Raw genomic sequence first — 23,077 nt, forward strand, 5'->3', positions numbered from 1 at the left:
GCTCCCACAGGGGCCGGTGTGTGCCGACAGTGCGATCAAAAGTCCTTGCACAGGCGCAAGGCGTCGTAGATCGCCGCATGCACGTTGCGCTGGGCCACGCAGTCGCCGATGCGGTACAGCAGGTAGCCTTCGCCCGGCTGGCTGAGGATCGGCTGTGGCTTGATGGCGAACAGCGCCTCCACGTCGATCTGGCCTTGGTTGCGCGAACCTTCCTTCAGGGCGTAGTACAGCTCCTCGTCAGGGCGCACGCCGTTCTCCACTACCACCTGGTCGACCACGCGCTCTTCCTTGGCGCCGGTGTACTCGTTCTCCAGCACCGCCACCAGCTTGTCGCCTTCGCGGTAGACCTTTTCCAGCATCATGTCGCCGGTCATGATCACTTCTTTGGGGTACATGCTGCGGTAGTAGGTCGGGAAGGTGGTACCACCCATGGCCACGCCCGGCTTGATGTCGTCGGTGACGATCTCGACCTGGCTGCCCTTGTCGGCGATGAAGTCGGCCACCGACATGCCGGTGAACTCGCAGATGGTGTCGTACACCAGCACGTTCTTGCCCGGTGCAACCTTGCCGTCGAGCACGTCCCAGCTGCTGACCACCAGCCCTTCGGCGGCGCCCCAGTGCTCGTTCTGCTCGAGGAACGAATGCCCGCCCACGGCCAGCACGATCACATCCGGGCGCAGGTCCTGGATGGTCGCCACGTCGGCAGCGGTACCCAGGCGCAGGTCGACCTTCAGACGCGCCAGCTCCAGCTGGTACCAGCGGGTGATACCGGCAATCTGGTCACGCTGCGGCGCCTTGGCAGCGATGGTGATCTGCCCGCCTATCTGGTCCTTCTTCTCGAACAGGGTCACATCGTGGCCGCGTTCGGCAGCCACGCGGGCCGCTTCCATGCCGGCCGGGCCAGCACCTACCACCACCACCTTGCGCTTGACGCCGGTGGTCTTCTCGATGATGTGCGGCACGCCCATGTATTCACGGGAGGTGGCGGCGTTCTGGATGCACAGCACATCCAGGCCCTGGTACTGGCGGTCGATGCAGTAGTTGGCACCGACGCACTGCTTGATCTGGTCGATCTGGCCCATCTTGATCTTGGCGATCAGGTGCGGATCGGCCATGTGCGCACGGGTCATGCCGACCATGTCCACGTAGCCGCCCTCGAGGATGCGCGTGGCCTGGTTCGGGTCCTTGATGTTCTGCGCGTGCAGCACCGGGACCTTGACCACTTCCTTGATGCCGGCCGCCAGGTGCAGGAACGGCTCCGGCGGGTAGCTCATGTTGGGGATGACGTTGGCCAGGGTGTTGTGGGTGTCGCAACCCGAGCCGACCACGCCGATGAAGTCGAGCATGCCGGTGGCGTCGTAGTAGGCGGCGATCTGCTTCATGTCCTCGTGGCTGAGGCCATCGGGGTGGAACTCGTCGCCACAGATACGCATGCCCACGCAGAAGTCGTCACCGACCTCGGCGCGCACGGCTTTCAGCACTTCCAGACCGAACTTCATGCGGCCCTCGAAGGTGCCGCCCCATTCGTCGGTACGTTTGTTGACCCGCGGGCTCCAGAACTGGTCGATCATGTGCTGGTGCACCGCCGACAGCTCGACGCCGTCCAGGCCGCCCTCTTTGGCGCGGCGGGCAGCTTGCGCGTAATTGCCGATCACCCGCCAGATCTCTTCCACCTCGATGGTCTTGCAGGTGGCGCGGTGCACCGGTTCACGGATACCCGACGGCGACATCAGGGTCGGCCAGTTGAAGCCGTCCCAGCGCGAGCGACGGCCCATGTGGGTAATCTGGATCATGATCTTGGCGCCATGCTTGTGCATGGCGTCGGCCAGGTTCTGGAAGTGCGGGATGATGCGGTCGGTGGAGAGGTTGACCGATGCCCACCATTCCTGCGGGCTGTCGATGGCCACCACCGACGAGCCGCCGCAGATCGCCAGGCCGATGCCGCCCTTGGCCTTTTCTTCGTAGTACTTCACGTAGCGATCGGTCGTCATGCCGCCGTCAGTGGCGTAGACCTCGGCGTGCGCGGTGCTGAGCACACGGTTGCGGATGGTCAGTTTGCCGATCTGGATCGGCTGGAACATTGCTTCGAATGCCATGACGCTATCTCCGGCTTACAACGGCTTTGTAACGAACAGGCCATCTTCGTGGCCTTCTTCCGAACCGCCGTAGACCTGTTCGGCCACAGTGCGGATCGAGCTGCCGCGGGCAGCGAGAATCTGGTCCATGGCGCCGGCGAACCAGCCGGTGAACATGTAGTCGACCTTGCGGCCGCACTTGCCATAGACGTACACGAACGCCGAGTGCTTGAGCTTGACGCTGCAAGTGCCTTTGTCGAGGTCGATGTCCTGGATTTCGAACAGGCCCCAGCCACGCTGGCTCAAGCGCTTCATGTAGTGCTCGAACACCGCCACGCCTTCCAGGCCATGGCACTCGGCTTCTTTTTCACACCAGTGCCAGGCGGACTTGTAGCCGGCCTTGTAGAGGATCTCGGCGTAGGCGTCGGCGCCCAGCACTTCCTCGATGCCCATGTGGTTGTTGACGAAGAAATGGCGCGGCACGTACAGCATCGGCAAGGCGTCGCTGGTCCAGACACCGGTCTCGCTGTCGACTTCGATTGGCAATTGCGGGGCGATCTTGGCCATGGAAACTCAACTCCATAAAATTTTTTATTGGGATGCCCCGGCGTTGCTGGCAGGGGCTTTCAGGCTTGGAGAGCGGCTTACTCGCCCCACACGTCCTTGAGCACGTTCACCCAGTTCTCGCCCATGATCTTGCGCACCACGCGCTCGGAGTGGCCGCGCTTGAGCAAGGTTTCGGTGAGGTTGGGGAACTCGCCCACGGTGCGGATGCCCAGCGGGTTGATGATCTTGCCGAAGTTGGTCAGGCGACGGGCGTAGCCCTTGTCGTGGGTCAGGTACTCGAAGAAGTCCTGGCCGTGGCCCTGGGTGAAGTCGGTACCGATACCGATGGCGTCTTCACCGACGATGTTCATGGTGTACTCGATGGCCTCGGCGTAGTCGTCGATGGTCGAGTCGATGCCCTTGGCCAGGAACGGCGCGAACATGGTGACGCCAACGAAACCGCCGTGATCGGCGATGAACTTCAGCTCTTCGTCCGACTTGTTGCGCGGGTGCTCTTTCAGGCCCGAGGGCAGGCAGTGCGAGTAGCACACCGGCTTTTTCGATTCGAGGATGACTTCTTCGGAAGTCTTGGAGCCGACGTGGGACAGGTCGCACATGATGCCGACACGGTTCATTTCGGCGACGATCTCGCGGCCGAAGCCCGACAGACCGCCGTCACGCTCGTAGCAGCCGGTGCCCACCAGGTTCTGGGTGTTGTAGCACATCTGCACGATACCCACGCCCAGCTGCTTGAACACGTCGACGTAGGCGATCTGGTCTTCGAAGGCGTGGGCGTTCTGGAAGCCGAAGAGGATGCCGGTCTTGCCCAGTTCCTTGGCCTTGCGGATGTCGGCGGTGGTACGCACCGGCATCACCAGGTCACTGTTTTCGCGGATCAGTTTCTGGCTGGCGGCGATCTGGTCGACGGTCGCCTTGAAACCTTCCCAGACCGACACCGTGCAGTTGGCCGCAGTCAGCCCGCCTTTGCGCATGTCTTCGAACAGCTCGCGGTTCCATTTGGCAATGATCAGGCCATCGATGACGATGCTGTCGGCGTGTAATTCGGCTGGGCTCATCAGGCTGTCCCCTTTTATAGAGTTGGGTCGCGCCAAACCTTCTGCCGGCGCTTTGAGGCCAGCATATGCCTGTGCCCCGAGGCGCCCCGATGCAAAAACGACAGGGGGTTTGCCGAAAGCGTCAAACGTGCGCAAGCGCTGCGGTTGGCCCTGCCAAATCCACCGGCAAAGGCTTCCCAGGCAGCGCGTGGGAAGCCTTTCCTCCTAAAAGATGTGCGAGTTACCAAGCCCATGGGCAGGTTCTAGGGTGGCGGCTCCTATCACGTAATTGGAGCGTCACCATGTTTCACCACGGTTCATCACGCCTAAACGTCATGCCCCGGCTGCTTGGCTTGGCATTCGCCGCCGTGCTGTTGAGCACCCCGCAAGCGCAAGCACAAAATGTAGGCTGCGAAGCGACCTACACCGATAGCTTCAAAGACTACATCCGCCCAGGCTGGCAAGACATTGCCGACTACCCCAACAACCAGCAAAAATTCATCCTCGCGTCGGACCCACAGCCATTTCGCGCCATGACGCAGCGCAGCCCTTATGCGGAAAAAATCAACTCCACTCAATGGTATGGCAACATTGACCGGATCACCGAGCAGATACGCACGGATCGCCAGGCATCCTATTACGTGCCGTTGATCATCAATGGCGACCTGACAGAGTTTGGCCACAGCAACGAACGCAAAGCGATGCAGCGTAAGATGAAGCAAGCTAACGCCAGCCGCCCCGGCCCGCTGATGCTACCCGGCATGGGTAACCACGATTACGACCAGAACGTCGGCGACTGCAGCAACAATGGCTGCGCACGAGACTCGGTGTGCGACATGCTCATGTGGGTGAAGACCCTCTCTCCGGCCTCTTTCGACTACCGCTGGGACAATTCGAAGAGAACCCATCGCGGTTCGTTCGCCTACTCGGTGGATGTCGGGCGCGTGCGTGTCGTGCAATTGCACCTAGAACCCACCTATACCCGTCACTTCGAGACCGGGGGCGGATTCGCTCATAACAAGAAGGCACGTTTCTCCATCACCTCGGCGATGGACTGGCTGGAGCGCGACCTGAAAACCGCCAGCGAACGAGGGCAACACGTCATCGTCAATCTGCACAAGCGTAGCGGATGGCAGGACACAGCAGTGCGCGACGATCGGTTCCGCAAGTTGCTCGAACAGCATAAGGTCGTGGCGGTATTCGCCGGCCACCTGCATAACCAGTTGGGCGCGGCGGGTACCATCGGCAAGGTGCCGGTGTTCCAGACGGGCGCGATGTTGGCCGAGAGCTACCTGCGCGTGACATTCGATTGGTCGACCTACAAGATGCACGTAGTACCGGTGGCACTGGGTCGCACCCCGCCTGCAACACGGGTGGTCGACCTCGAACGCAAGCCCGACTCGCCGGTAAAGGTCACGCTGTACGCCAACGCCACGTTCACCGGCTCGCGTTGCGAGGTCACCCTCAAGAGCCCGCAAAGCGTGAACCTGAACACCCAGGCGGTGTGCTCCTTCAGCCCCAAATCCGCCAAGGTCTCGCCACTCCCTGCCGGCCAGCGCCTGTGCTTCGAAAAGGCCGATGGCTCGCGTAATCGTTGTTTCAATGGCAGCCTGACCCGCGCATTCGAAACGGCCAACTTCGATCTGCAACCGCAATTACCACCAGGCATGCAGCGCACGATCAGGGGCTACCCAATGAATGGTCATGTCGACCGGCTGGTGTATTCAAAGCCCTGACACCGCCACCGGCCGCTGGATGAACATTTCGTCAGGTAGCTACCGCAACGGCCAACGCTGAGCGAGAATCTCGACCATTCGTCAGCCTGTTGAGGAGAAAACGGATGAAATCAATGGCATGGCTGGTACTGCTGGCCGTCGTATCGGGCGCCCAGGCCGGCGAGGAAGAAAGCACCCCGTGCGACAACGTCGAGACCGACCAGCAGACCTATGCCTGCGCTGCCTTCAACAAGCAGACCGCCGAACGCGAGCTGAAAGCGGCATATGACGACCTGACCCAGCGCATCCGCGACCAGTATGCCGACGATGGCGACCAGGCCAGCGCGCTGGTCGGGCGCATGGAGGCGGCGGAGAAGCTTTGGGCGCAGTTGCGCGATGCCGATTGCAAGGTCGAGACCTATGCCGAGAAGCCCGGCAGCAAGGCGTTCCAGGCGGCGTGGGATACCTGCGTGGCGCAGCGCAGTGATGATCGTTCGGAGTATTTGCAGTCCATTGGGCAACAATGAAGACTCGCTTTCCTGCACTGGCCTCATCGCCGGCAAGCCAGCTCCCACAGGTACTGCACAAGGCTTGAGTACTGTGGGGTACCTGTGGGAGCTGGCTTGCCGGCGATGAGGCCAGTACAGGAGGACCTCAGACGGCCCTCACCAGGCGGTCCTCCCGCGGGCAACGCTGATACCGCGCCCGGTAGCAACGGGTAAAGTACGAAGCCGACTCGAACCCGCACGCCACGCCCACTTCCAGCACACTCATGTCAGTCTGGCGCAGCAGCTGCCGTGCCTTGTCCAGGCGCAGCCGCAAATAGAACCCACTGGGCGTGTCGTCCAGATGCAAACGGAACAGTCGCTCCAACTGCCGCCGGGTCACCTGCACCGCATCGGCCAGCACCTGGGTATTGAGCGGCTGCTCGATATTGCGCTCCATCTCGCCGATCACCTTCACCAGCTTCTTGTTGCTGAGGCCGTACCGGCTGGCGATCTGCATGCGCTGGTGGTCCTGACGCGGGCGGATGCGCCCGAGCACGAACTGCTCGGACACCTGCACCGCCAGCTCGCTGCCATGGGCCTGGGCAATCAGGTCGAGCATCAGGTCGATCGACGCGGTGCCCCCCGCACAGGTGATACGTCGCCGGTCGATCTCGAACAACTCCTGGGTTACCTGCAAACGTGGATAGCGCTCCTTGAACGCATCCAGCGCTTCCCAGTGCAAGGTTGCGCGGTATCCGTCGAGCAAGCCGGCTTCAGCCAGCACCACCGGGCCGGTGTCGATGCCGCCGAGAATCACCCCTTCATGGTCGAGCCGGCGCAGCATCTGCTGCAGCCGTGCGCCATAACAGGCCAGCGGTTCGAAGCCAGCTACGATCAGCAGCACACCTCCCGGCTCGCCCTCCCCGAGTGCGCCATCGGCATTCACCGACATGCCGTTGCTCGCCTGCACTGCCCCGCCATCCAGGCTGAGCACGCGCCAGCGGTACGACGGCTCCTTGAAACGGTTGGCCACGCGCAGCGGTTCCAGTGCGCTGATAAAGCCCATTGCCGAGAACCCCGGCAACAACAGGAAATGAATCAGTTGCGGCATTGCATGCTCCACGGTTGAAGGTGGTCGCCTCCGTGCAAATCTTGGTCGCCAGAGTGCGATTTTCCACCCTTGCAGCAGCGTAGCGTGTTCACACAGCCCAGAGAGGCTGGAACCCAATAAAAAATGCCCTGCCGATGGAGAGCCACCATGCACAGCTTGATCCGCCGCAGCCTGTTGACCCTTGCCCTGAGCAGCATCGCCACTTCCCCACTATTCGCCGCCGAGCCCGCGGCCTGCAAGAACGTCCGCCTGGGCGTGGTCAACTGGACCGACGTCATCGCTACCAGCGCCATGGCCCAGGTGCTGCTCGATGGCCTGGGCTACCAGACCAAACAGACCAGTGCTTCGCAGCAGATCATCTTCGCCGGCATCCGCGACAAACGCCTGGATATGTTCCTGGGTTACTGGAACCCGATCATGACCCAGACCATCACCCCCTTCGTCGACGCCGGGCAGGTAAAGGTGCTCGACAAGCCCAGCCTGGAAGATGCCCGCGCCACCCTGGCAGTGCCCAAGTACCTGGCCGACAAGGGCTTGAAGAGCTTCGCCGATATCCACAAGTTCGAAAAGGAACTGGGCGGGAAAATCTACGGTATCGAGCCTGGCTCCGGTGCCAATACCCAGATCAAGGCGATGATCGCCAAGAACCAGTTCGACCTGGGCAAGTTCCAGCTGGTCGAGTCCAGCGAAGCCGGCATGCTCGCCGCCGTCGACCGCGCGGTGCGGCGCAAGCAAGCCGTGGTGTTCTTCGGCTGGGCGCCACACCCGATGAACGTGAACATCGACATGGTCTACCTGGGCGACAGCCAGGACGCCCTGGGCCCTGACGAAGGCCGGGCGACGGTGTGGACGGTAACCGCGCCAGACTACGCCGAACGCTGCCCCAACGCCCACCGCCTGCTGGCCAACCTGAACTTCAGCGCCGAGGACGAGAGCCGCATGATGCAGCCGCTGCTCGAGCACAAGGATGCGCTGGAATCGGCCCGCCAGTGGCTCAAGGACCACCCCGAGGACAAGGCCCGCTGGCTGCAAGGTGTGACCACCTTCGATGGCAAGCCGGCTGCTGAAAACCTCAAGCTTACCGCCAACTGACAGGGCCTCTTCGCGGGCGCGCCCGCTCCCACAGGATACGCCTTGGCCAGGGCCATCACGGTCCCCTGTGGGAGCTGGCTTGCCGGCGATAGGGCCAGCACAAACACCACAAGGAACCCGCCATGAACCATGACGTCATCATCACCTGCGCCCTGACCGGCGCTGGCGACACCGCCTCGAAAAGCCACCTTGTTCCCGTTACCCCCAAGCAAATCGCCGAAGCCGCCGTCGAAGCCGCCAAGGCCGGCGCCACCGTGGTCCACTGCCACGTCCGTGACCCGCAAACCGGCCGTTTCAGCCGTGACGTGGCGCTGTACCGCGAAGTCATGGAGCGCATCCGCGAAGCCGACGTGGACATCATCGTCAACCTCACCGCCGGCATGGGTGGCGACCTGGAAATCGGCCCAGGTGAAACGCCCATGGAGTTCGGCCCGGGCACCGACCTGATCGGCCCGCTGGAACGCCTGGCCCATGTCGAAGCGCTGCTGCCGGAAATCTGCACGCTCGATTGCGGCACCCTCAACTTCGGCGACGGCAACTCGATATACGTCTCCACCCCGGCGCAACTGCGTGCCGGCGCCAAGCGCATCACCGAGCTGGGCGTGAAAGCCGAGCTGGAAATCTTCGACACCGGCCACCTGTGGTTCGCCAAGCAGATGATGAAAGAAGGCCTGCTCGACGACCCGCTGTTCCAGCTGTGCCTGGGCATTCCATGGGGTGCTCCAGCCGATACCACCACCATGAAGGCGATGGTCGACAACCTGCCGGCCAACGTGACCTGGGCTGGCTTCGGCATCGGCCGCATGCAGATGCCGATGGCGGCGCAAGCCGTGCTGCTGGGCGGCAACGTGCGGGTGGGACTGGAAGACAACCTGTACCTGGACCGTGGCGTGCTGGCCAGCAACGGCCAATTGGTCGAGCGTGCGGTAGAGATCATTTCGCGCCTGGGCGCCCGTGTGCTGACCCCGGCCGAAGGCCGGGAAAAGATGAACCTCAAACGCCGCTGATCCCTTCAACGATCGCAGCTGCACCAGAGATCCTGTGGGAGCGGGTTCACCCGCGAAGCAGGCAACGCGGAGTATGGCACCGGCTTCGCCGGTGTTCGCGGGTAAACCCGCTCCCACAGGATCGATGCCAACCCTAATCACTGTGTTTTGCCGTGAGGACTCGATATGCCCTTCATCACCGAGATCAAGACCTTCGCCGCCCTGGGTAGCGGCGTGATCGGCAGCGGCTGGGTCGCCCGCGCCCTGGCCCATGGCCTGGACGTGGTCGCCTGGGACCCGGCCCCCGGCGCTGAACAAGCCCTGCGCAAGCGCATCGCCAACGCCTGGCCAGCACTGGAAAAGCAAGGCCTGGCGCCAGGTGCGTCGCAGGCCCGCCTGAAATTCGTGGCCACCATCGAGGAATGCGTACGCGACGCCGACTTCATCCAGGAAAGCGCGCCCGAACGCCTGGACCTCAAGCTCGACCTGCACGCTAAGATCAGCGCCGCAGCCAAGCCGAATGCAATCATCGGCTCCAGCACCTCGGGGTTGCTGCCCAGCGAGTTCTACGAGTCGTCCAGCCACCCCGAGCGTTGCGTGGTCGGCCACCCGTTCAATCCGGTCTACCTGCTGCCACTGGTGGAGATCGTCGGTGGTAACCGCACGGCGCCCGAAGCCATCGAAGCCGCCAAAACCATCTACACCGCCCTCGGCATGCGCCCGCTGCATGTGCGCAAGGAAGTGCCCGGTTTCATCGCCGACCGCCTGCTCGAAGCGCTGTGGCGCGAGGCCCTGCACCTGGTCAACGACGGTGTGGCTAGCACCGGTGAAATCGATGATGCCATCCGCTTCGGTGCCGGCCTGCGCTGGTCGTTCATGGGTACGTTCCTCACCTACACCCTGGCCGGTGGCGATGCAGGCATGCGCCACTTCATGTCGCAATTCGGCCCGGCCTTGAAACTCCCCTGGACCTACCTGCCCGCACCGGAGCTGACCGACAAGTTGATCGACGACGTGGTCGAAGGTACTTCCGAGCAGTTGGGTGAACGCAGCATCGCCGCACTGGAGCGCTATCGTGATGACACCCTGCTGGCGGTGCTGGAAGCGGTGAAAACCAGCAAGGCCAGCCATGGCATGGCTTTCGGCGACTGAGGAGACCGCGATGCCCGCACTGATCACCTACCGCACCCCAGTCCAGGAGGACTGGGTCGACTACAACGGGCACCTGCGCGATGCCTTCTACTTATTGATTTTCAGCTACGCCACCGATGCGCTGATGGAGCGCATCGGCCTGGATGCCGACAGCCGTGGGCAAAGCGGCCACTCTCTGTTCACCCTGGAGGCGCACATCAACTACCTGCACGAAGTGAAGCTGGGCAGCGAGGTGTGGGTGCAGACACAGATCATCGGCTTCGATCGCAAGCGCCTGCATGTCTATCACAGCCTGCACCGGGCCGGGTTCGACGAGGCATTGGCGGCCAGTGAGCAGATGCTGTTGCATGTGGACCTGGCGGGGCCTAGGTCGGCGCCGTTCAGTGAGCGCAGTGTCGGCTTGCTGCAGGAGCTGGTGGATGGGCAGCAGGACCTGCCGCCGGCCGAGTTCGTCGGCCGAGTAATAGCCCTGCCTGCCGCGAAGTAAGAAAAAGCACATAACCTGTGGGAGCGGGCGTGCCCGCGAAGGCGGCGGTGAATCCACCATCGCATTCGCGGGCACGCCCGCTCCCACAGGGTCATGTATTCCGGCTAGAAAAAAATAACCCCGGAAAGCCGTGAGCATCCGGGGCCAAGAGCGAGCAACATCCACTGTGCATGAACGAGGGTGACCAAACCCTCAGGTACCGTGAATGGCCTCAGTGTGCGGCCTTCAAAGGCGCTCGATTTAGCCGTAAACGACCTGTTCTTAGCCAAAGCAGCCATGCCGGCATTCTGTTGTTGCGGGTATGTCGTGGTCGTCACAGAATCGGTCGTAAATCACAGCAGCACTCTCTTAGCGATAAAAGGGACAACAGCCATGATGCATGCGGATTTGATTGACCAGGACGACCTGGCAGGCCACCTGCGCGCGCGCGGGTTCGACATTCCGGCCGGGGCCAGTGCCGAGCAGGCCTGCGATGCGGTGGTGCGCGGGCTGACCGAGCCCAATGCGCGGGCGCTGAAGGGGATGGTGGAGCAGATGTATACCGGTAGCGCGACGATTCTGCCGGCGGTGCGCCAGGCCATCGACAAGCAACTGTTGCCGGCGCTGGCACAGTTCAACAAGCGCGCCTGACTGGTTTTCCTGTACTGGCCTCTTCGCGGGTAAACCCGCTCCCACAGGGGGATGTGATTCCTCTGTGGGAGCGGGTTTACCCGCGAAGGGGCCAGTGCCGTTTCAGAGCCTTACACTGGCAAAGGTCGACTCGTTGCGCGCCTGGCTCAGGGCCCCCAGCGGGCCGCTGTGCGGCGACAGGGTCATGGCCTGCGGGATCGGCATCATCGCCACCTGCTGCGTGGTGTTGGAGCCCACGCGCTCGTCACGCGGCGGAATGCCGAAGTACTCGCGGTAGCACTTGGAGAAGTGCGGGGTGGACACGAAGCCGCACACCGACGCCACTTCGATGATCGACATTGGCGTCTGCTTCAACAACTGCCGGGCGCGGATCAGGCGCAGCTTCAGGTAGTAACGCGACGGCGAGCAGTGCAGGTACTTCTGGAACAAGCGCTCGAGCTGGCGTCGCGACACCGACACATACACTGCCAACTCATCGAGGTCGATCGGCTCTTCCAGGTTGGCCTCCATCAGCGCGACGATCTCCTGCAGCTTCGGCTGGTTGGTGCCGAGCATGTGCTTGAGCGGCACACGCTGGTGGTCCTGCTCGTTGCGAATGCGCTCGTAGACGAACATTTCCGAGATCGCCGCCGACAGTTCGCGGCCGTGGTCGCGGCTGATCAGGTGCAGCATCATGTCCAGCGGCGCGGTGCCGCCAGAGCTGGTGAAGCGGTTGCGGTCGAGGGTGAACAGGCGGGTGCTCATGTTGACCCGCGGGTAGGCTTCCTGCATGGCCGCCAGGCATTCCCAGTGCACGCTGCAATCGAAGCCGTCGAGCAAGCCCGCGCAGGCCAGTGCCCAACTGCCGGTGCAGACCGCGCCAAGCCGACGCGACTGGCGCGCCTGGGCCTGCAGCCAGGTGACGTGTTCACGGGTAACGGTGCGCTGGATGCCGACGCCACCGCAGACGATCACGGTGTCCATGGGTGGGGCGCTGTGCATGGCCGCGTCGGGGGTGATCTGCAGGCCATCGCTGGCCCAGACCTGGCCACCGTCGATGGTCAGGGTGTGCCAGCGGTACAGCTCGCGGCCGGACAGCTGGTTGGCCATGCGCAGCGGCTCGACGGCCGATGCCAGGGAAATCAGGGTGAAGTTGTCCAATAGAAGAAACCCGATGGACTGGGGAGCTGTGCGGTTCTGGGTTGGATTCCCGGAGGTGTACGACGTCATCGCGATTTCTCCTCACACAAATGCAGGGTGTGCCTCAGGCGGGCACTGATTCTTGTTATTGCCCCGGTTTCGTGTGCAGGGGCTTGTTTGCCAATCTCAACGCAAACGCCGTGCCTGAAATTGAACGGCTATCCAAAAAAACCTGAAAACGACGCCTTCGTTCGGCAAATCAGGTGCTTTGATCGAATTGGCCAATCTTGGCAAAACGGGCGTGCTAGGCGCCGTGCGTGTAACGGCTGAGCAATTTGGTGACACGCGCAGTGTAGGTTGCCCAGAAACGACACTCTTGAGTGTCACCGACAACGCCCACACTGATAGCGACATCCGACGATCGGTAGGCGTCGCGTTGCACCATAAGGGAGCATTGGTGGTTGAGTTGCACCTGCATCAATCTCAAGGGCCCCTTCGCGGGCTCGCCCGCTCCCACAGGTACCGCACCGCCCTTGAGAGCAATGCAGTACATGTGGGAGCGGGCGAGCCCGCGAAGAGGCCCTTGAAGTCAAATCAAGCTATCAACATTCGATTGCGCTGACCGCCAGGCCACCGCGCGAGGTCTCTTTGTACTTGTCGTGCATGTCGGCCCCGGTGTCGCGCATGGTGCGGATCACCTGGTCGAGGGAAATGAAGTGCTCGCCGTCACCGCGCAGGGCCATCTGCACCGCGTTGATGGCCTTTACCGCGGCAATCGCGTTGCGCTCGATGCACGGCACCTGCACCAACCCGCCGACCGGGTCGCAGGTCAGGCCAAGGTTGTGTTCCAGGGCAATTTCAGCGGCGTTCTCCACCTGCGGCGGGGTGGCGCCGAGTACCTCGGCGAGGCCCGCTGCGGCCATGGCGCAGGCCGAGCCGACTTCCCCCTGGCAACCGACTTCGGCACCAGAAATCGACGCGTTCTTCTTGCACAGGATGCCCACTGCGGCAGCACCGAGGAAGAAGTCGACCACGCTGGACTCGTCCACCGCATCGCTGAAACGCATGTAGTAGTGCAGCACCGCCGGGATGATGCCAGCCGCGCCATTGGTGGGCGCGGTGACCATGCGCCCGCCGGCGGCGTTCTCTTCGTTGACCGCCAGGGCGAACAGGTTGACCCACTCCATGGCGCTCATGGTCGAGCCGATCACGTTGGGCTTGCCAATTTCCTGCAGGCTACGGTGCAGCTTGGCGGCGCGGCGGCGCACATTCAGCCCACCGGGCAGCGTGCCTTCGTACTTGAGGCCGTTGTTGACGCATTCCTGCATCGCCTCCCAAAGCTTGTGCAGACCGGCGCGGATCTCTTCCTCGCTGCGCCAGACCTTTTCGTTGGCCATCATCAATTGCGACACGCTGAGGTCGTTTTGCTTGCACAGGCGCAGCAGTTCGGCGGCGCTGTTGAAGTCGTACGGCAGCACCGTCTGGTCGGCATCCAGCACGCCGCTGGCGGCCTGGGCGGCATCGACCACGAAGCCGCCACCCACCGAGTAGTAGGTGTCGCGGTGCAGCTCGCCCTGCTCGCCCTCGGCGATCAGGGTCATGGCGTTGGGGTGGTAGGGCAAGTTCTCGTCCAGCAGCAGCATGTCGCGGGCCCAGATAAATTCGATGGGCAGGCGGTTGTCCAGCTGCAGGGTGTTGGTTTCACGCAGGTCGGCGATACGCGGCACGATCTGGGTCGGGTCGATGGCGTCAGGCCACTCGCCCATCAGGCCCATGATGGTGGCGTTGTCGGTGCCGTGACCGACGCCAGTGGCCGACAGCGAGCCGTACAGGCGCACTTCGACCCGCTTCACACGCTGCAGCTCGCCACGTTCGCGCAGGCCCTGGACGAACAGGGCGCCAGCACGCATGGGGCCGACGGTGTGGGAACTGGAGGGCCCGACACCGATCTTGAACAGGTCGAACACGCTGATGGCCATTGTCGAATCACCTCTTGCTGGGCTTGTCTCTGCGCGCCATGCGCAGGGCGGGGCAACTGCTAGGCTGAAACAGCGAGCCGCCTTGAATGCACGCATCATCAGGCTTTTGTCGCCCCCCTCGCCGTCTGCAACCGACGTACTTTTGTCCAGCAGCGCCGCACTGTTTTTTGCTCTCTGCACGCCGTTTTACGGCGGCCTGGTGACGCAAAAATGCGGCTGAGCGGGTGGAAAAATCCATAAACGACATCGCCCATACTGGATGCGACCCGTTCCGTACTGGTTACGACCCCACCAGTAGGCGATTGCCCGGCGCTGGAGGATTATCGAAAGCGACTCGTAAAGCACGGCCACGCATCCTGCCCTCTGCAGGCCTGGTCGACCGGACCTTCAGAACGCCCGGCGACCCACGCGAACCCGAAGACAAAATCACAGGAGTCCATCCATGAAAGGTTCACCCTCGCTGTTGTTGGTTGCGTTGCTGTCCGCGCCGTTGCTGGCCCAGGCCGCCGAGCCCGAGCAGTGCCAGACAGTACGTTTCTCCGATGTCGGCTGGACCGACATCACGGTCACTACCGCGACCACCAGCGTTGTGCTCGAAGCACTGGGTTACAAGACCCACACCACCATGATCTCGGTACCGGTGACCTACAAGTCGCTGGCCACCGGCAAGGACCTGGACGTGTTTCTCGGCAACTGGATGCCGACCATGGAGAACGACATCAAGCAGTACCGTGACGCCGGCACGGTCGAGACCGTGCGCGCCAACCTGGAAAACGCCAAGTACACCTTGGCCGTACCCCAGGCGCTGTATGACAAGGGCCTGAAGGATTTCAGCGACATTCCCAAATTCAAGAAGGAGCTGGGCAGCAAGATCTACGGCATCGAGCCCGGCAACGACGGCAACCGCACCATCCAGAGCATGATCGACAAGAACGCCTTCGGCCTGAAGGACGCCGGCTTCAAGATCGTCCAGTCCAGCGAGGCCGGCATGCTGTCGCAGGTCGACCGCGCGCAGAAGCGCGGCGAGGCGCTGGTGTTCCTGGGTTGGGAACCGCACCCGATGAACACCCGCTTCAAGATGCAGTACCTGACCGGCGGGGACGAGTTCTTCGGCCCCGATTTCGGCAAGGCGACCGTGTTGACCAACACCCGCAAGGGCTATGTGCAGGAGTGCAGCAACGTTGGCCAGCTGTTGAAGAACCTGTCGTTCGAGCTCAAGGATGAAAGCACCATGATGGGCTATGTCCTGGACGACAAGATGAAACCCGAGGCAGCCGCCAAGAAGTGGCTCAAGGACAACCCTGGCAAGCTGGATGCCTGGCTGGCCGGCGTTACCACCGTGGATGGCAAACCCGGGCTGGAGGCGGCCAAGGCCAAGCTGACGCAATAACGAAATACGCAATAGCGCTACCTCGGGGCAGGACCGTGCCTGCCCCGGGTTGATTTCAATCTATGCAGGTGGAAGCTCGCTATCATGCTTATCGATCAGAAAATACCCCTGGGCCAGTACATCGCGTCGTTCGTCGAGTGGCTGACCCAGAACGGCGCGAATTACTTCGACGCCATCGCGCAAGGCCTGGAGTTCATGATCCATGGCGTCACCAGTGCCCTGACCTGGTTCAACCCGTTCGTCCTCATCGCCCTGTTCGCCGCCCTGGCGCACCTGATCCAGCGCAAATGGTCGCTGACCGCGTTCGTTGCCCTGTCGTTCCTGCTGATCCTCAACCTGGGTTACTGGCAGGAAACCATGGAAACCCTGGCGCAAGTCACCTTCGCCACCGTGGTGTGCGTGGCCATCGGCGTGCCGCTGGGCATCGTCGCCGCGCACAAACCGATGTTCTATACCGCCATGCGCCCGGTACTCGACCTGATGCAGACGGTACCTACCTTCGTCTACCTGATCCCCACCCTGACCCTGTTCGGTCTGGGTGTGGTGCCGGGGCTGATCTCGACGGTGGTGTTCGCCATCGCCGCACCTATCCGCCTCACCTACCTGGGCATCTGCGACGTCCCGCAGGAGCTGATGGACGCCGGCAAGGCCTTTGGCTGCTCGCGGCGCCAGTTGCTCACCCGTATCGAACTGCCGCACGCGATGCCAAGCATCGCCGCCGGCGTAACCCAGTGCATCATGCTGTCGCTGTCGATGGTGGTGATCGCCGCCCTGGTCGGCGCTGACGGCCTGGGCAAACCTGTGGTCAACGCACTGAACACCGCTGATATCTCCCTGGGCTTCGAAGCGGGCCTGGCGATCGTGCTGCTGGCGATCATGCTCGACCGTATCTGCAAGCAACCGGAAGTCACGGTAAGGGGTGAAGCATGAGCATCATTCGTTTCGAAGACGTCGACGTCATCTTCTCCAGCAAGCCGCGCGAGGCGCTGGCGCTGCTCGACCAGGGCAAGACCCGCGAGCAGATCCTCAAGCAGACCGGCCTGGTGGTCGGCGTCGAGAAGGCCAACCTGGATATCCAGAAGGGCGAGATCTGCGTACTGATGGGCCTGTCCGGTTCGGGCAAGTCGAGCCTGTTGCGCTGCATCAACGGCCTCAACACCGTCAGCCGCGGCAAGCTGTTCGTCGAGCACGAAGGCAAGCACATCGACATTGCCCACTGCACCCCGGCCGAGCTGAAGATGATGCGCACCAAGCGCATTGCCATGGTATTCCAGAAGTTCGCCCTGATGCCCTGGTTGACGGTGCGCGAGAACATCAGCTTTGGCCTGGAAATGCAGGGCCGCCCGGAAAAGGAACGGCGCAAGCTGGTCGACGAAAAGCTCGAACTGGTGGGCCTGACCCAATGGCGCAACAAGAAGCCGGACGAACTCTCCGGCGGCATGCAGCAGCGCGTGGGCCTGGCCCGGGCGCTGGCGATGGATGCCGACATCCTGCTGATGGACGAACCGTTCTCGGCCCTCGACCCGCTGATCCGCCAGGGCCTGCAGGACGAACTGCTGGGCCTGCAAGCCAAGCTGAGCAAAACCATCGTGTTCGTCAGCCACGACCTGGACGAGGCGCTGAAACTGGGTAGCCGCATCGCCATCATGAAGGACGGGCGGATCATCCAGTACAGCAAGCCGGAAGAGATCGTGCTCAACCCGGCCGACGAGTACGTGCGTACCTTCGTCGCCCACACCAACCCGCTGAACGTGCTGTGCGGGCGCAGCCTGATGCGCAGCCTGGACAACTGCAAGCGGGTCAATGGCTCGGTGTGCCTGGACCCGGGTGGCGATTCGTGGCTGGACCTGGGCGAAGGCAACTCGATCAAGCGCGCACGCCAGGGGCAGAACGGGCTGGAGATGCAGAACTGGGCGCCGGGGCAGTCGGTGGAAGGGCTGGGCCGCAAGCCGACCCTGGTGCATGCGGACATCGGCATGCGTGACGCCCTGCAGATTCGTTACCAGACCGGCAACAAACTGGTGCTGCAGGAGAACGACAAGGTGGTGGGGATTCTTGGAGACAGCGAGCTTTATCACGCGCTGCTGGGCAAGAACCACGGGTGAGGCCATTGGGGCCGCGTTGCGGCCCATCGCGGGCACGCCCGCTCCCACAGAGATAGCGTACGCCGTACCCTGTGGGAGCGGGCGTGCCCGCGAAGGGCTGCAAAGCAGCCCCAATCAATGTTTCAGCGAACGACGATTCCGCGGGCAGCCATGTAGGCCTTGGCCTCCGGCACCGTGTACTCGCCAAAGTGGAAGATACTGGCCGCCAGCACCGCACTGGCATGCCCTTCCAGAATGCCGTCAGCCAGGTGCTGCAGGTTACCCACACCTCCCGAGGCGATCACCGGAATACCCAGCGCATCACTGATGGCACGGGTAACACCGAGGTCGAAACCGTTCTTCATCCCGTCCTGGTCCATGCTGGTGAGCAAAATCTCGCCAGCCCCCAGGCCTTCCATCTTCTTCGCCCACTCCACCGCATCCAGCCCGGTCGGTTTGCGCCCGCCGTGGGTGAAGATCTCCCAGCGCGGTTCTTCGCCCGGCCCCGACACTTTCTTGGCGTCGATGGCCACGACGATGCACTGCGAACCGAAACGGTCCGCGGCCTCGCCGACGAACTCCGGGTTGAACACCGCGGCAGTGTTGATCGAGACCTTGTCGGCACCGGCGTTGAGCAGGTTGCGAATGTCCTGCACGGTGCGCACGCCACCGCCGACGGTCAGCGGGATGAACACCTGGCTGGCCATGCGCTCGACGGTATGCAGGGTGGTGTCGCGGCCATCGACGCTGGCGGTGATGTCGAGGAAGGTGATTTCGTCGGCACCTTGCTCGTCGTAGCGACGGGCGATTTCCACCGGGTCGCCGGCATCACGAATGTTCTCGAACTTGACGCCCTTGACCACCCGGCCGTTGTCCACGTCCAGGCAAGGGATGATGCGCTTGGCCAGTGCCATGGTTCAGTCCTCAGCCTTGGTAGTTGTCGCAGAAGGCCTGGGCCTCGGCGACATCGAGGGTGCCTTCGTAGATGGCACGGCCGGTGATGGCGCCGATGATGCCGGGGGCCTTGGCGTCCAGCAGGGCCTTGATGTCGCCCAGGTTGTGGATGCCGCCCGAGGCGATCACCGGGATCGAGGTGGCTTCTGCCAGCGCCTTGGTGAACGGCACGTTGCAGCCCTGCATCATGCCGTCCTTGGCGATGTCGGTGTAGACGATCGCCGAGACGCCATCGGCCTCGAAACGCTTGGCCAGGTCGATGACCTGCACCGAGCTGACTTCGGCCCAGCCGTCGGTGGCGACGAAGCCGTCCTTGGCGTCCAGGCCAACGATGACCTTGCCCGGGAAGGCCTTGCACGCTTCGGCGACAAACTCCGGCTGCTTGACTGCCTTGGTGCCGATGATCACGTAGCTGACGCCAGCCTTGACGTAGTGCTCGATGGTTTCCAGCGAGCGGATGCCACCGCCGATCTGGATCGGCAGGGTCGGGTAGCGCTTGGCAATGGCAGTGACCACTTCACCGTTGACCGGCTGGCCTTCGAAGGCTCCGTTGAGGTCGACCAGGTGCAGGCGGCGGCAGCCACCCTCAACCCACTTGGCGGCCATGCTCACCGGGTCGTCGGAGAATACCGTGGAGTCTTCCATACGGCCCTGGCGCAGGCGCACGCAGGCACCGTCCTTCAGATCGATAGCGGGGATAATCAGCATCTTGGGAACCTGTCTGTTCTTGGGGTTTCAGGGCTTTTCGAGCGCCCACAGATCGCTTTCGATGCTCTCGAACCGCTCCTTGAGGTGCAGCTGAACATCGGCAATCGCCCTGTTGTAGTAATGGGGTGCAATTTCTTTGCTGAACAGGTCAAGGACCTCGGCCACCTCGAACGACCCCAGCTCCAGCTCGAAACGGTCTTCGAGGAAACGCTTGAGCGTATCGAGCGCTTCGCGCTCCTGCTCAGGGGCTAGGGTGATGACCGGGGCCTTGGTCTTCGACCTGCTCATTTACCAGCGCCCGTCCCAGGCGACGAAGTTCTGCAGCAGTTGCAGGCCATGGGTATGGCTCTTCTCCGGGTGGAACTGCACGGCAAAGCGCGAGCCATCGGCCAGCGCGGCGGCGAAATCGACACCGTAATGGCCACGGCCAACCACCTGGCCCGGCTTGCCGGCATTGATGTAGTAGCTGTGCACGAAGTAGAAACGCGCACGGTCGGGGATGTCGTGCCACAGCGGGTGATCGATGGTCTGGCCGACTTCGTTCCAGCCCATGTGCGGCACCTTCAGGTGTTCGCCGTCTTCTTGCAGGTCTTTGCCGAAGAAGCGCACCTGGCCGGGGAACAGCCCGATGCAATCGACACCGTCGTTCTCTTCGCTGTGCTCGAGCAGCGCCTGCATGCCTACGCAGATGCCGAGGAACGGGCGGTCCTGGCTCACTTCGCGCACCAGGCTGTCGAAGCCCAGGCGGCGGATTTCGGCCATGCAGTCGCGAATGGCGCCCACGCCCGGGAACACCACACGGTCGGCCTCGCGGATCACTGCGGCGTCGCTGGTGACCAGCACCTTGCCGGCCCCCACATGCTCAAGCGCCTTGGCCACCGAGTGCAGGTTGCCCATGCCATAGTCGATTACGGCTACCGTCTGCATTTACAGGCACCCTTTGGTGGAAGGCATCTGCCCGGCCATGCGCTCGTCGAGGGTGATGGCCATGCGCAGGGCGCGGCCGAAAGCCTTGAACACGGTTTCGATCTGGTGGTGGGTGTTGTGGCCACGCAGGTTGTCGATGTGCAGGGTTACCAGGGCGTGGTTGACGAAGCCCTGGAAGAACTCCTGGAACAGGTCGACGTCGAAGCCACCGACGCTGGCGCGGGTGTATGGCACGTGCATCTGCAGGCCCGGGCGACCGGAGAAGTCGATGACCACGCGCGACAGCGCTTCGTCCAGCGGCACGTAGGCGTGGCCGTAGCGGAAGATGCCCTTCTTGTCACCGATGGCCTGGGCGAACGCCATGCCCAGGGTGATACCGACGTCTTCGACGGTATGGTGATCGTCGATATGCAGGTCGCCCTTGCACTCGATATCCAGATCGATCAGCCCATGGCGGGCGATCTGGTCCAGCATGTGTTCAAGGAAAGGCACACCGATATCGAATCGGGCCTTGCCACTGCCATCGAGGTTGATCGAGCACTTGACCTGGGTTTCCAGGGTATTGCGCTCGACGGAAGCCTTACGTTCGACCATCACCAGCTCCGCAAAATCATTGGGCGAAAAGGGTTCCATTATAGGCCCAGAACGCGCCGGCTTGAAACGCGGATGACATATGGCAAGGCAAGCAATTACGGGGCCGGATGCCGCTACAGGTCTATACAACCACGGGTATCCTTCGTTGTAGGAGCGGGCTTGCCCGCGAACACCGGCAACGCCGGTGCCATGTACCGCGTCGCCTTCTTCGCGGGCAAGCCCGCTCCTACAAACACAAAAGGGGCGCAAGACGCCCCAGGCAATGCATCAATGGAACAGCACAGCCGTCTTCTGCAGGGTAATCCAAACCCCCCAGGCCAGCGGCACGACCACCACCGCCCAGGCCAGCAACACCAGCGGCAAGCTGCCCGGCGCCGCCTTCCACTCCAGCGAACGCGCACCATCGGCCCCCTTGTCATGGCTCAACGCCCGCTCGGCAGCCAGCTCGGCATCGCTCATGAAATACTTGTCGGCCACCGGCCGCACCAGCATGTTGCAGATAAAGCCCAGCACCAGCAGGCCAGCGAGGATGTACAAGGTCATGTCGTAAGCCGCCGCCCGCTCCACGCCCGCCGCCAACTGATACTCGCGCAGGTAAGTGATCAGCACCGGCCCCAGCACCCCCGCCGCCGCCCAGGCGGTCAGCAGGCGACCATGAATGGCGCCGACCATCTGCGTGCCGAACAGGTCGGCCAGGTAAGCCGGCACGGTGGAGAAACCACCGCCGTACATCGACAGGATGATGCAGAACGCCGCCACGAACAGCGCCACGTTACCCAGGTGCCCCATGTTCGGCACCAGGCTGTACAAGCCCACGCCCAGGGCGAAGAAAGCGAAGTAGGTGTTCTTGCGGCCGATGTAGTCGGAGAACGACGCCCAGAAGAACCGCCCGCCAATGTTGAACAGGCTCAACAGGCCGGTGAAGCCGGCAGCGATCGCGGCAATCTGCGCCAGCTGGGCAGCGTTCAGTTCACTGAAAGTCAGTTCGTTGCCGAGCAATTTGCCGGCGAACACTTCCTGCAGCAGCGGTGAAGCCATGCCGAGAATGCCGATGCCCGCCGACACGTTCAGGCACAGTACCAGCCAGATCAACGCGAACTGTGGGGTCTTCCACGCCACGCTGACGTGCACGTGGCGGTCGGTGACCATGGTATTGCCGGCCTTTTTCACCGGGGCTGTCCAGCCTTCGGGCTTCCAGCCGGTCGGCGGCACGCGATACGCCAGGGCGCCAGCGGCCATGAACACGAAGTAGATGGCGGCCATGGCGACAAAGCTCTGCCACACGCCGACTTCCTGCGCGTTGCCAAAGTGGCCCATCAAGGCGGTGGCCAGCGGTGCACCCACCATAGCCCCGCCGCCGAAGCCCATGATCGCCATGCCGGTGGCCATGCCGCGTTTGTCCGGGAACCACTTGATCAGGGTCGACACCGGCGAGATATAGCCCAGGCCCAGGCCGATACCACCGATCACGCCGGAGCCCAGCCACATCAGCCACAGCTGGTGGGTTTTCACGCCAATGGCCGAGATCAGCATGCCACCGCACCAGCACATGGCCGAGACCAGGCCGGCCTTGCGCGGGCCGGCGTGTTCCAGCCAACCGCCCAGCACCGCCGCCGAGCAACCGAGGAAGACGAAGAACAGCGTGTAGATCCAGCTCAGCATCGAGATCGGCCAGTCGCATTCGGCGCTGAACATGCGAGCCATGAAGCCCATGTCCGCTGCGCAGGCGACCGGGGCGGTGATGCCGAGGGCTTGCGACAGGGGCAGCCAGAACACCGAGAAGCCATAGGCCATGCCGATGCACAGGTGAATGGCCAGGGCCGCTGGCGGCACCAGCCAGCGGTTGAAGCCCGGGCGAGCGATGATGCGCTCCTTCGACAGGAAGCCTGGCGCGCCGACCAAGGTACCCGTCGCGACGGTACTGCTCATGGATGTGATCCTTCTTATAGGTAAGTGCAGGCAAAGCGGCGCAAGGGTAGCAGCAA

General features: G+C 62.9%; 22 protein-coding genes. 10 read left to right on the forward strand and 12 right to left on the reverse strand.

The genetic code is table 11. From position 1 onward, the window contains the following. Nucleotides 1–35 precede the first annotated feature (35 nt). From dgcA to TZ03_RS01730, 3 genes are all read right to left on the reverse strand, one after another. Nucleotides 36–2,096: a dimethylglycine demethylation protein DgcA gene (dgcA, locus tag TZ03_RS01720; protein ID WP_051095449.1), complete on the reverse strand. Its 2,061-nt coding sequence runs from the start codon at nt 2,094–2,096 to the stop codon at nt 36–38. A gap of 15 nt (nt 2,097–2,111) precedes the next feature. Further along, nucleotides 2,112–2,642: a DUF5943 domain-containing protein gene (locus TZ03_RS01725; protein WP_012316656.1), complete on the reverse strand. Its 531-nt coding sequence runs from the start codon at nt 2,640–2,642 to the stop codon at nt 2,112–2,114. Nucleotides 2,643–2,719: 77 nt separating this feature from the next. Next, nucleotides 2,720–3,697, reverse strand: a complete 978-nt coding sequence (locus tag TZ03_RS01730; protein ID WP_009404077.1) for a dipeptidase — start codon at nt 3,695–3,697, stop codon at nt 2,720–2,722. A 281-nt stretch (nt 3,698–3,978) separates the two neighbouring features. Here TZ03_RS01730 and TZ03_RS27935 point away from each other — a divergent pair, with 281 nt between their 5' ends. Next, nucleotides 3,979–5,412 (forward strand): metallophosphoesterase family protein, encoded by a 1,434-nt coding sequence (locus tag TZ03_RS27935; RefSeq protein WP_160297735.1) that lies wholly within the window; start codon nt 3,979–3,981, stop codon nt 5,410–5,412. Between the two features lie 104 nt (nt 5,413–5,516). Then, nucleotides 5,517–5,918, forward strand: coding sequence for a lysozyme inhibitor LprI family protein (locus tag TZ03_RS01740; protein WP_051095450.1), 402 nt, complete (start codon nt 5,517–5,519; stop codon nt 5,916–5,918). 127 nt (nt 5,919–6,045) lie between these two features. Here TZ03_RS01740 and TZ03_RS01745 read toward each other — a convergent pair whose 3' ends face one another. Beyond that, nucleotides 6,046–6,990, reverse strand: coding sequence for a GlxA family transcriptional regulator (locus TZ03_RS01745; protein WP_051095451.1), 945 nt, complete (start codon nt 6,988–6,990; stop codon nt 6,046–6,048). A gap of 147 nt (nt 6,991–7,137) precedes the next feature. On the opposite strand from TZ03_RS01745, the gene choX (TZ03_RS01750) reads away from it, so the two are divergent. The 5 genes from choX (TZ03_RS01750) to TZ03_RS01770 all read left to right on the forward strand — a co-directional run bounded on the left by choX (TZ03_RS01750) (nt 7,138) and on the right by TZ03_RS01770 (nt 11,337). Then, nucleotides 7,138–8,082, forward strand: a complete 945-nt coding sequence (gene choX, locus TZ03_RS01750) for a choline ABC transporter substrate-binding protein (protein ID WP_051095452.1) — start codon at nt 7,138–7,140, stop codon at nt 8,080–8,082. Nucleotides 8,083–8,204: 122 nt separating this feature from the next. Next, the gene (locus TZ03_RS01755) at nt 8,205–9,089 is read left to right on the forward strand and encodes a 3-keto-5-aminohexanoate cleavage protein (protein ID WP_051095453.1); all 885 of its coding nucleotides are present in this window, start codon (nt 8,205–8,207) and stop codon (nt 9,087–9,089) included. Nucleotides 9,090–9,254: 165 nt separating this feature from the next. Continuing rightward, nucleotides 9,255–10,220 carry an L-carnitine dehydrogenase gene (locus TZ03_RS01760; protein WP_051095454.1) on the forward strand — a complete coding sequence of 322 codons (966 nt, stop codon included), beginning with the start codon at nt 9,255–9,257 and terminating at the stop codon, nt 10,218–10,220. 10 nt (nt 10,221–10,230) lie between these two features. Continuing rightward, a complete protein-coding gene (locus tag TZ03_RS01765) occupies nt 10,231–10,707 on the forward strand; it encodes a thioesterase family protein (protein ID WP_051095455.1) in 477 nt (158 codons plus the stop codon). Between the two features lie 372 nt (nt 10,708–11,079). Further along, nucleotides 11,080–11,337: a hypothetical protein gene (locus TZ03_RS01770; protein WP_051095456.1), complete on the forward strand. Its 258-nt coding sequence runs from the start codon at nt 11,080–11,082 to the stop codon at nt 11,335–11,337. Nucleotides 11,338–11,439: 102 nt separating this feature from the next. Here TZ03_RS01770 and TZ03_RS01775 read toward each other — a convergent pair whose 3' ends face one another. Together TZ03_RS01775 and TZ03_RS01780 are read right to left on the reverse strand one after the other, a co-directional pair. After that, nucleotides 11,440–12,546, reverse strand: a complete 1,107-nt coding sequence (locus TZ03_RS01775; protein ID WP_051095457.1) for a GlxA family transcriptional regulator — start codon at nt 12,544–12,546, stop codon at nt 11,440–11,442. A gap of 512 nt (nt 12,547–13,058) precedes the next feature. Continuing rightward, the gene (locus TZ03_RS01780; RefSeq protein ID WP_051095458.1) at nt 13,059–14,435 is read right to left on the reverse strand and encodes an L-serine ammonia-lyase; all 1,377 of its coding nucleotides are present in this window, start codon (nt 14,433–14,435) and stop codon (nt 13,059–13,061) included. A 442-nt stretch (nt 14,436–14,877) separates the two neighbouring features. Here TZ03_RS01780 and choX (TZ03_RS01785) point away from each other — a divergent pair, with 442 nt between their 5' ends. The 3 genes from choX (TZ03_RS01785) to choV all read left to right on the forward strand — a co-directional run bounded on the left by choX (TZ03_RS01785) (nt 14,878) and on the right by choV (nt 17,930). Next, entirely contained in the window at nt 14,878–15,825 is a 948-nt protein-coding gene (choX, locus tag TZ03_RS01785) for a choline ABC transporter substrate-binding protein (protein WP_051095459.1), read from the forward strand. Between the two features lie 81 nt (nt 15,826–15,906). Then, nucleotides 15,907–16,755 carry a choline ABC transporter permease subunit gene (gene choW, locus TZ03_RS01790; protein WP_177328419.1) on the forward strand — a complete coding sequence of 283 codons (849 nt, stop codon included), beginning with the start codon at nt 15,907–15,909 and terminating at the stop codon, nt 16,753–16,755. Beyond that, nucleotides 16,752–17,930 carry a choline ABC transporter ATP-binding protein gene (gene choV, locus TZ03_RS01795; protein ID WP_051095461.1) on the forward strand — a complete coding sequence of 393 codons (1,179 nt, stop codon included), beginning with the start codon at nt 16,752–16,754 and terminating at the stop codon, nt 17,928–17,930. Before choW ends, choV begins: the two co-directional genes overlap by 4 nt. A gap of 122 nt (nt 17,931–18,052) precedes the next feature. Here choV and hisF read toward each other — a convergent pair whose 3' ends face one another. The 6 genes from hisF to TZ03_RS01825 all read right to left on the reverse strand — a co-directional run bounded on the left by hisF (nt 18,053) and on the right by TZ03_RS01825 (nt 23,021). Beyond that, the gene (gene hisF, locus TZ03_RS01800; protein ID WP_051095462.1) at nt 18,053–18,823 is read right to left on the reverse strand and encodes an imidazole glycerol phosphate synthase subunit HisF; all 771 of its coding nucleotides are present in this window, start codon (nt 18,821–18,823) and stop codon (nt 18,053–18,055) included. A 10-nt stretch (nt 18,824–18,833) separates the two neighbouring features. Further along, on the reverse strand, nt 18,834–19,571 hold the full coding sequence (hisA, locus tag TZ03_RS01805) for a 1-(5-phosphoribosyl)-5-[(5-phosphoribosylamino)methylideneamino]imidazole-4-carboxamide isomerase (protein WP_003257484.1): 738 nt from the start codon (nt 19,569–19,571) through the stop codon (nt 18,834–18,836). 27 nt (nt 19,572–19,598) lie between these two features. After that, nucleotides 19,599–19,859 (reverse strand): DUF2164 domain-containing protein, encoded by a 261-nt coding sequence (locus TZ03_RS01810; protein WP_051095463.1) that lies wholly within the window; start codon nt 19,857–19,859, stop codon nt 19,599–19,601. Beyond that, entirely contained in the window at nt 19,860–20,498 is a 639-nt protein-coding gene (gene hisH / locus TZ03_RS01815; protein ID WP_051095464.1) for an imidazole glycerol phosphate synthase subunit HisH, read from the reverse strand. Then, nucleotides 20,499–21,092, reverse strand: a complete 594-nt coding sequence (gene hisB, locus TZ03_RS01820) for an imidazoleglycerol-phosphate dehydratase HisB (protein WP_028635305.1) — start codon at nt 21,090–21,092, stop codon at nt 20,499–20,501. A gap of 267 nt (nt 21,093–21,359) precedes the next feature. Further along, nucleotides 21,360–23,021, reverse strand: coding sequence for an OFA family MFS transporter (locus TZ03_RS01825; protein ID WP_051095465.1), 1,662 nt, complete (start codon nt 23,019–23,021; stop codon nt 21,360–21,362). Nucleotides 23,022–23,077: the final 56 nt, after the last annotated feature.

It is taken from the genome of Pseudomonas sp. 10-1B, assembly GCF_000935045.1.
GTDB lineage: Bacteria > Pseudomonadota > Gammaproteobacteria > Pseudomonadales > Pseudomonadaceae > Aquipseudomonas.

Coding starts and splice junctions, on each gene's coding strand:
- choX (WP_051095452.1), top strand. CDS start 7,138: ATGCACAGCTTGATCCGCCGCAGCCTGTTGACCCTTGCCCTGAGCAGC.
- TZ03_RS01825 (WP_051095465.1), bottom strand. CDS start 23,021: ATGAGCAGTACCGTCGCGACGGGTACCTTGGTCGGCGCGCCAGGCTTC.
- TZ03_RS01775 (WP_051095457.1), bottom strand. CDS start 12,546: ATGACGTCGTACACCTCCGGGAATCCAACCCAGAACCGCACAGCTCCC.
- TZ03_RS01770 (WP_051095456.1), top strand. CDS start 11,080: ATGATGCATGCGGATTTGATTGACCAGGACGACCTGGCAGGCCACCTG.
- hisH (WP_051095464.1), bottom strand. CDS start 20,498: ATGCAGACGGTAGCCGTAATCGACTATGGCATGGGCAACCTGCACTCG.
- TZ03_RS01810 (WP_051095463.1), bottom strand. CDS start 19,859: ATGAGCAGGTCGAAGACCAAGGCCCCGGTCATCACCCTAGCCCCTGAG.
- choX (WP_051095459.1), top strand. CDS start 14,878: ATGAAAGGTTCACCCTCGCTGTTGTTGGTTGCGTTGCTGTCCGCGCCG.
- TZ03_RS01765 (WP_051095455.1), top strand. CDS start 10,231: ATGCCCGCACTGATCACCTACCGCACCCCAGTCCAGGAGGACTGGGTC.
- TZ03_RS01745 (WP_051095451.1), bottom strand. CDS start 6,990: ATGCCGCAACTGATTCATTTCCTGTTGTTGCCGGGGTTCTCGGCAATG.
- TZ03_RS01725 (WP_012316656.1), bottom strand. CDS start 2,642: ATGGCCAAGATCGCCCCGCAATTGCCAATCGAAGTCGACAGCGAGACC.
- TZ03_RS01780 (WP_051095458.1), bottom strand. CDS start 14,435: ATGGCCATCAGCGTGTTCGACCTGTTCAAGATCGGTGTCGGGCCCTCC.
- TZ03_RS01760 (WP_051095454.1), top strand. CDS start 9,255: ATGCCCTTCATCACCGAGATCAAGACCTTCGCCGCCCTGGGTAGCGGC.
- choV (WP_051095461.1), top strand. CDS start 16,752: ATGAGCATCATTCGTTTCGAAGACGTCGACGTCATCTTCTCCAGCAAG.
- TZ03_RS27935 (WP_160297735.1), top strand. CDS start 3,979: ATGTTTCACCACGGTTCATCACGCCTAAACGTCATGCCCCGGCTGCTT.
- TZ03_RS01740 (WP_051095450.1), top strand. CDS start 5,517: ATGAAATCAATGGCATGGCTGGTACTGCTGGCCGTCGTATCGGGCGCC.
- hisF (WP_051095462.1), bottom strand. CDS start 18,823: ATGGCACTGGCCAAGCGCATCATCCCTTGCCTGGACGTGGACAACGGC.
- TZ03_RS01755 (WP_051095453.1), top strand. CDS start 8,205: ATGAACCATGACGTCATCATCACCTGCGCCCTGACCGGCGCTGGCGAC.
- TZ03_RS01730 (WP_009404077.1), bottom strand. CDS start 3,697: ATGAGCCCAGCCGAATTACACGCCGACAGCATCGTCATCGATGGCCTG.
- hisB (WP_028635305.1), bottom strand. CDS start 21,092: ATGGTCGAACGTAAGGCTTCCGTCGAGCGCAATACCCTGGAAACCCAG.
- dgcA (WP_051095449.1), bottom strand. CDS start 2,096: ATGGCATTCGAAGCAATGTTCCAGCCGATCCAGATCGGCAAACTGACC.
- hisA (WP_003257484.1), bottom strand. CDS start 19,571: ATGCTGATTATCCCCGCTATCGATCTGAAGGACGGTGCCTGCGTGCGC.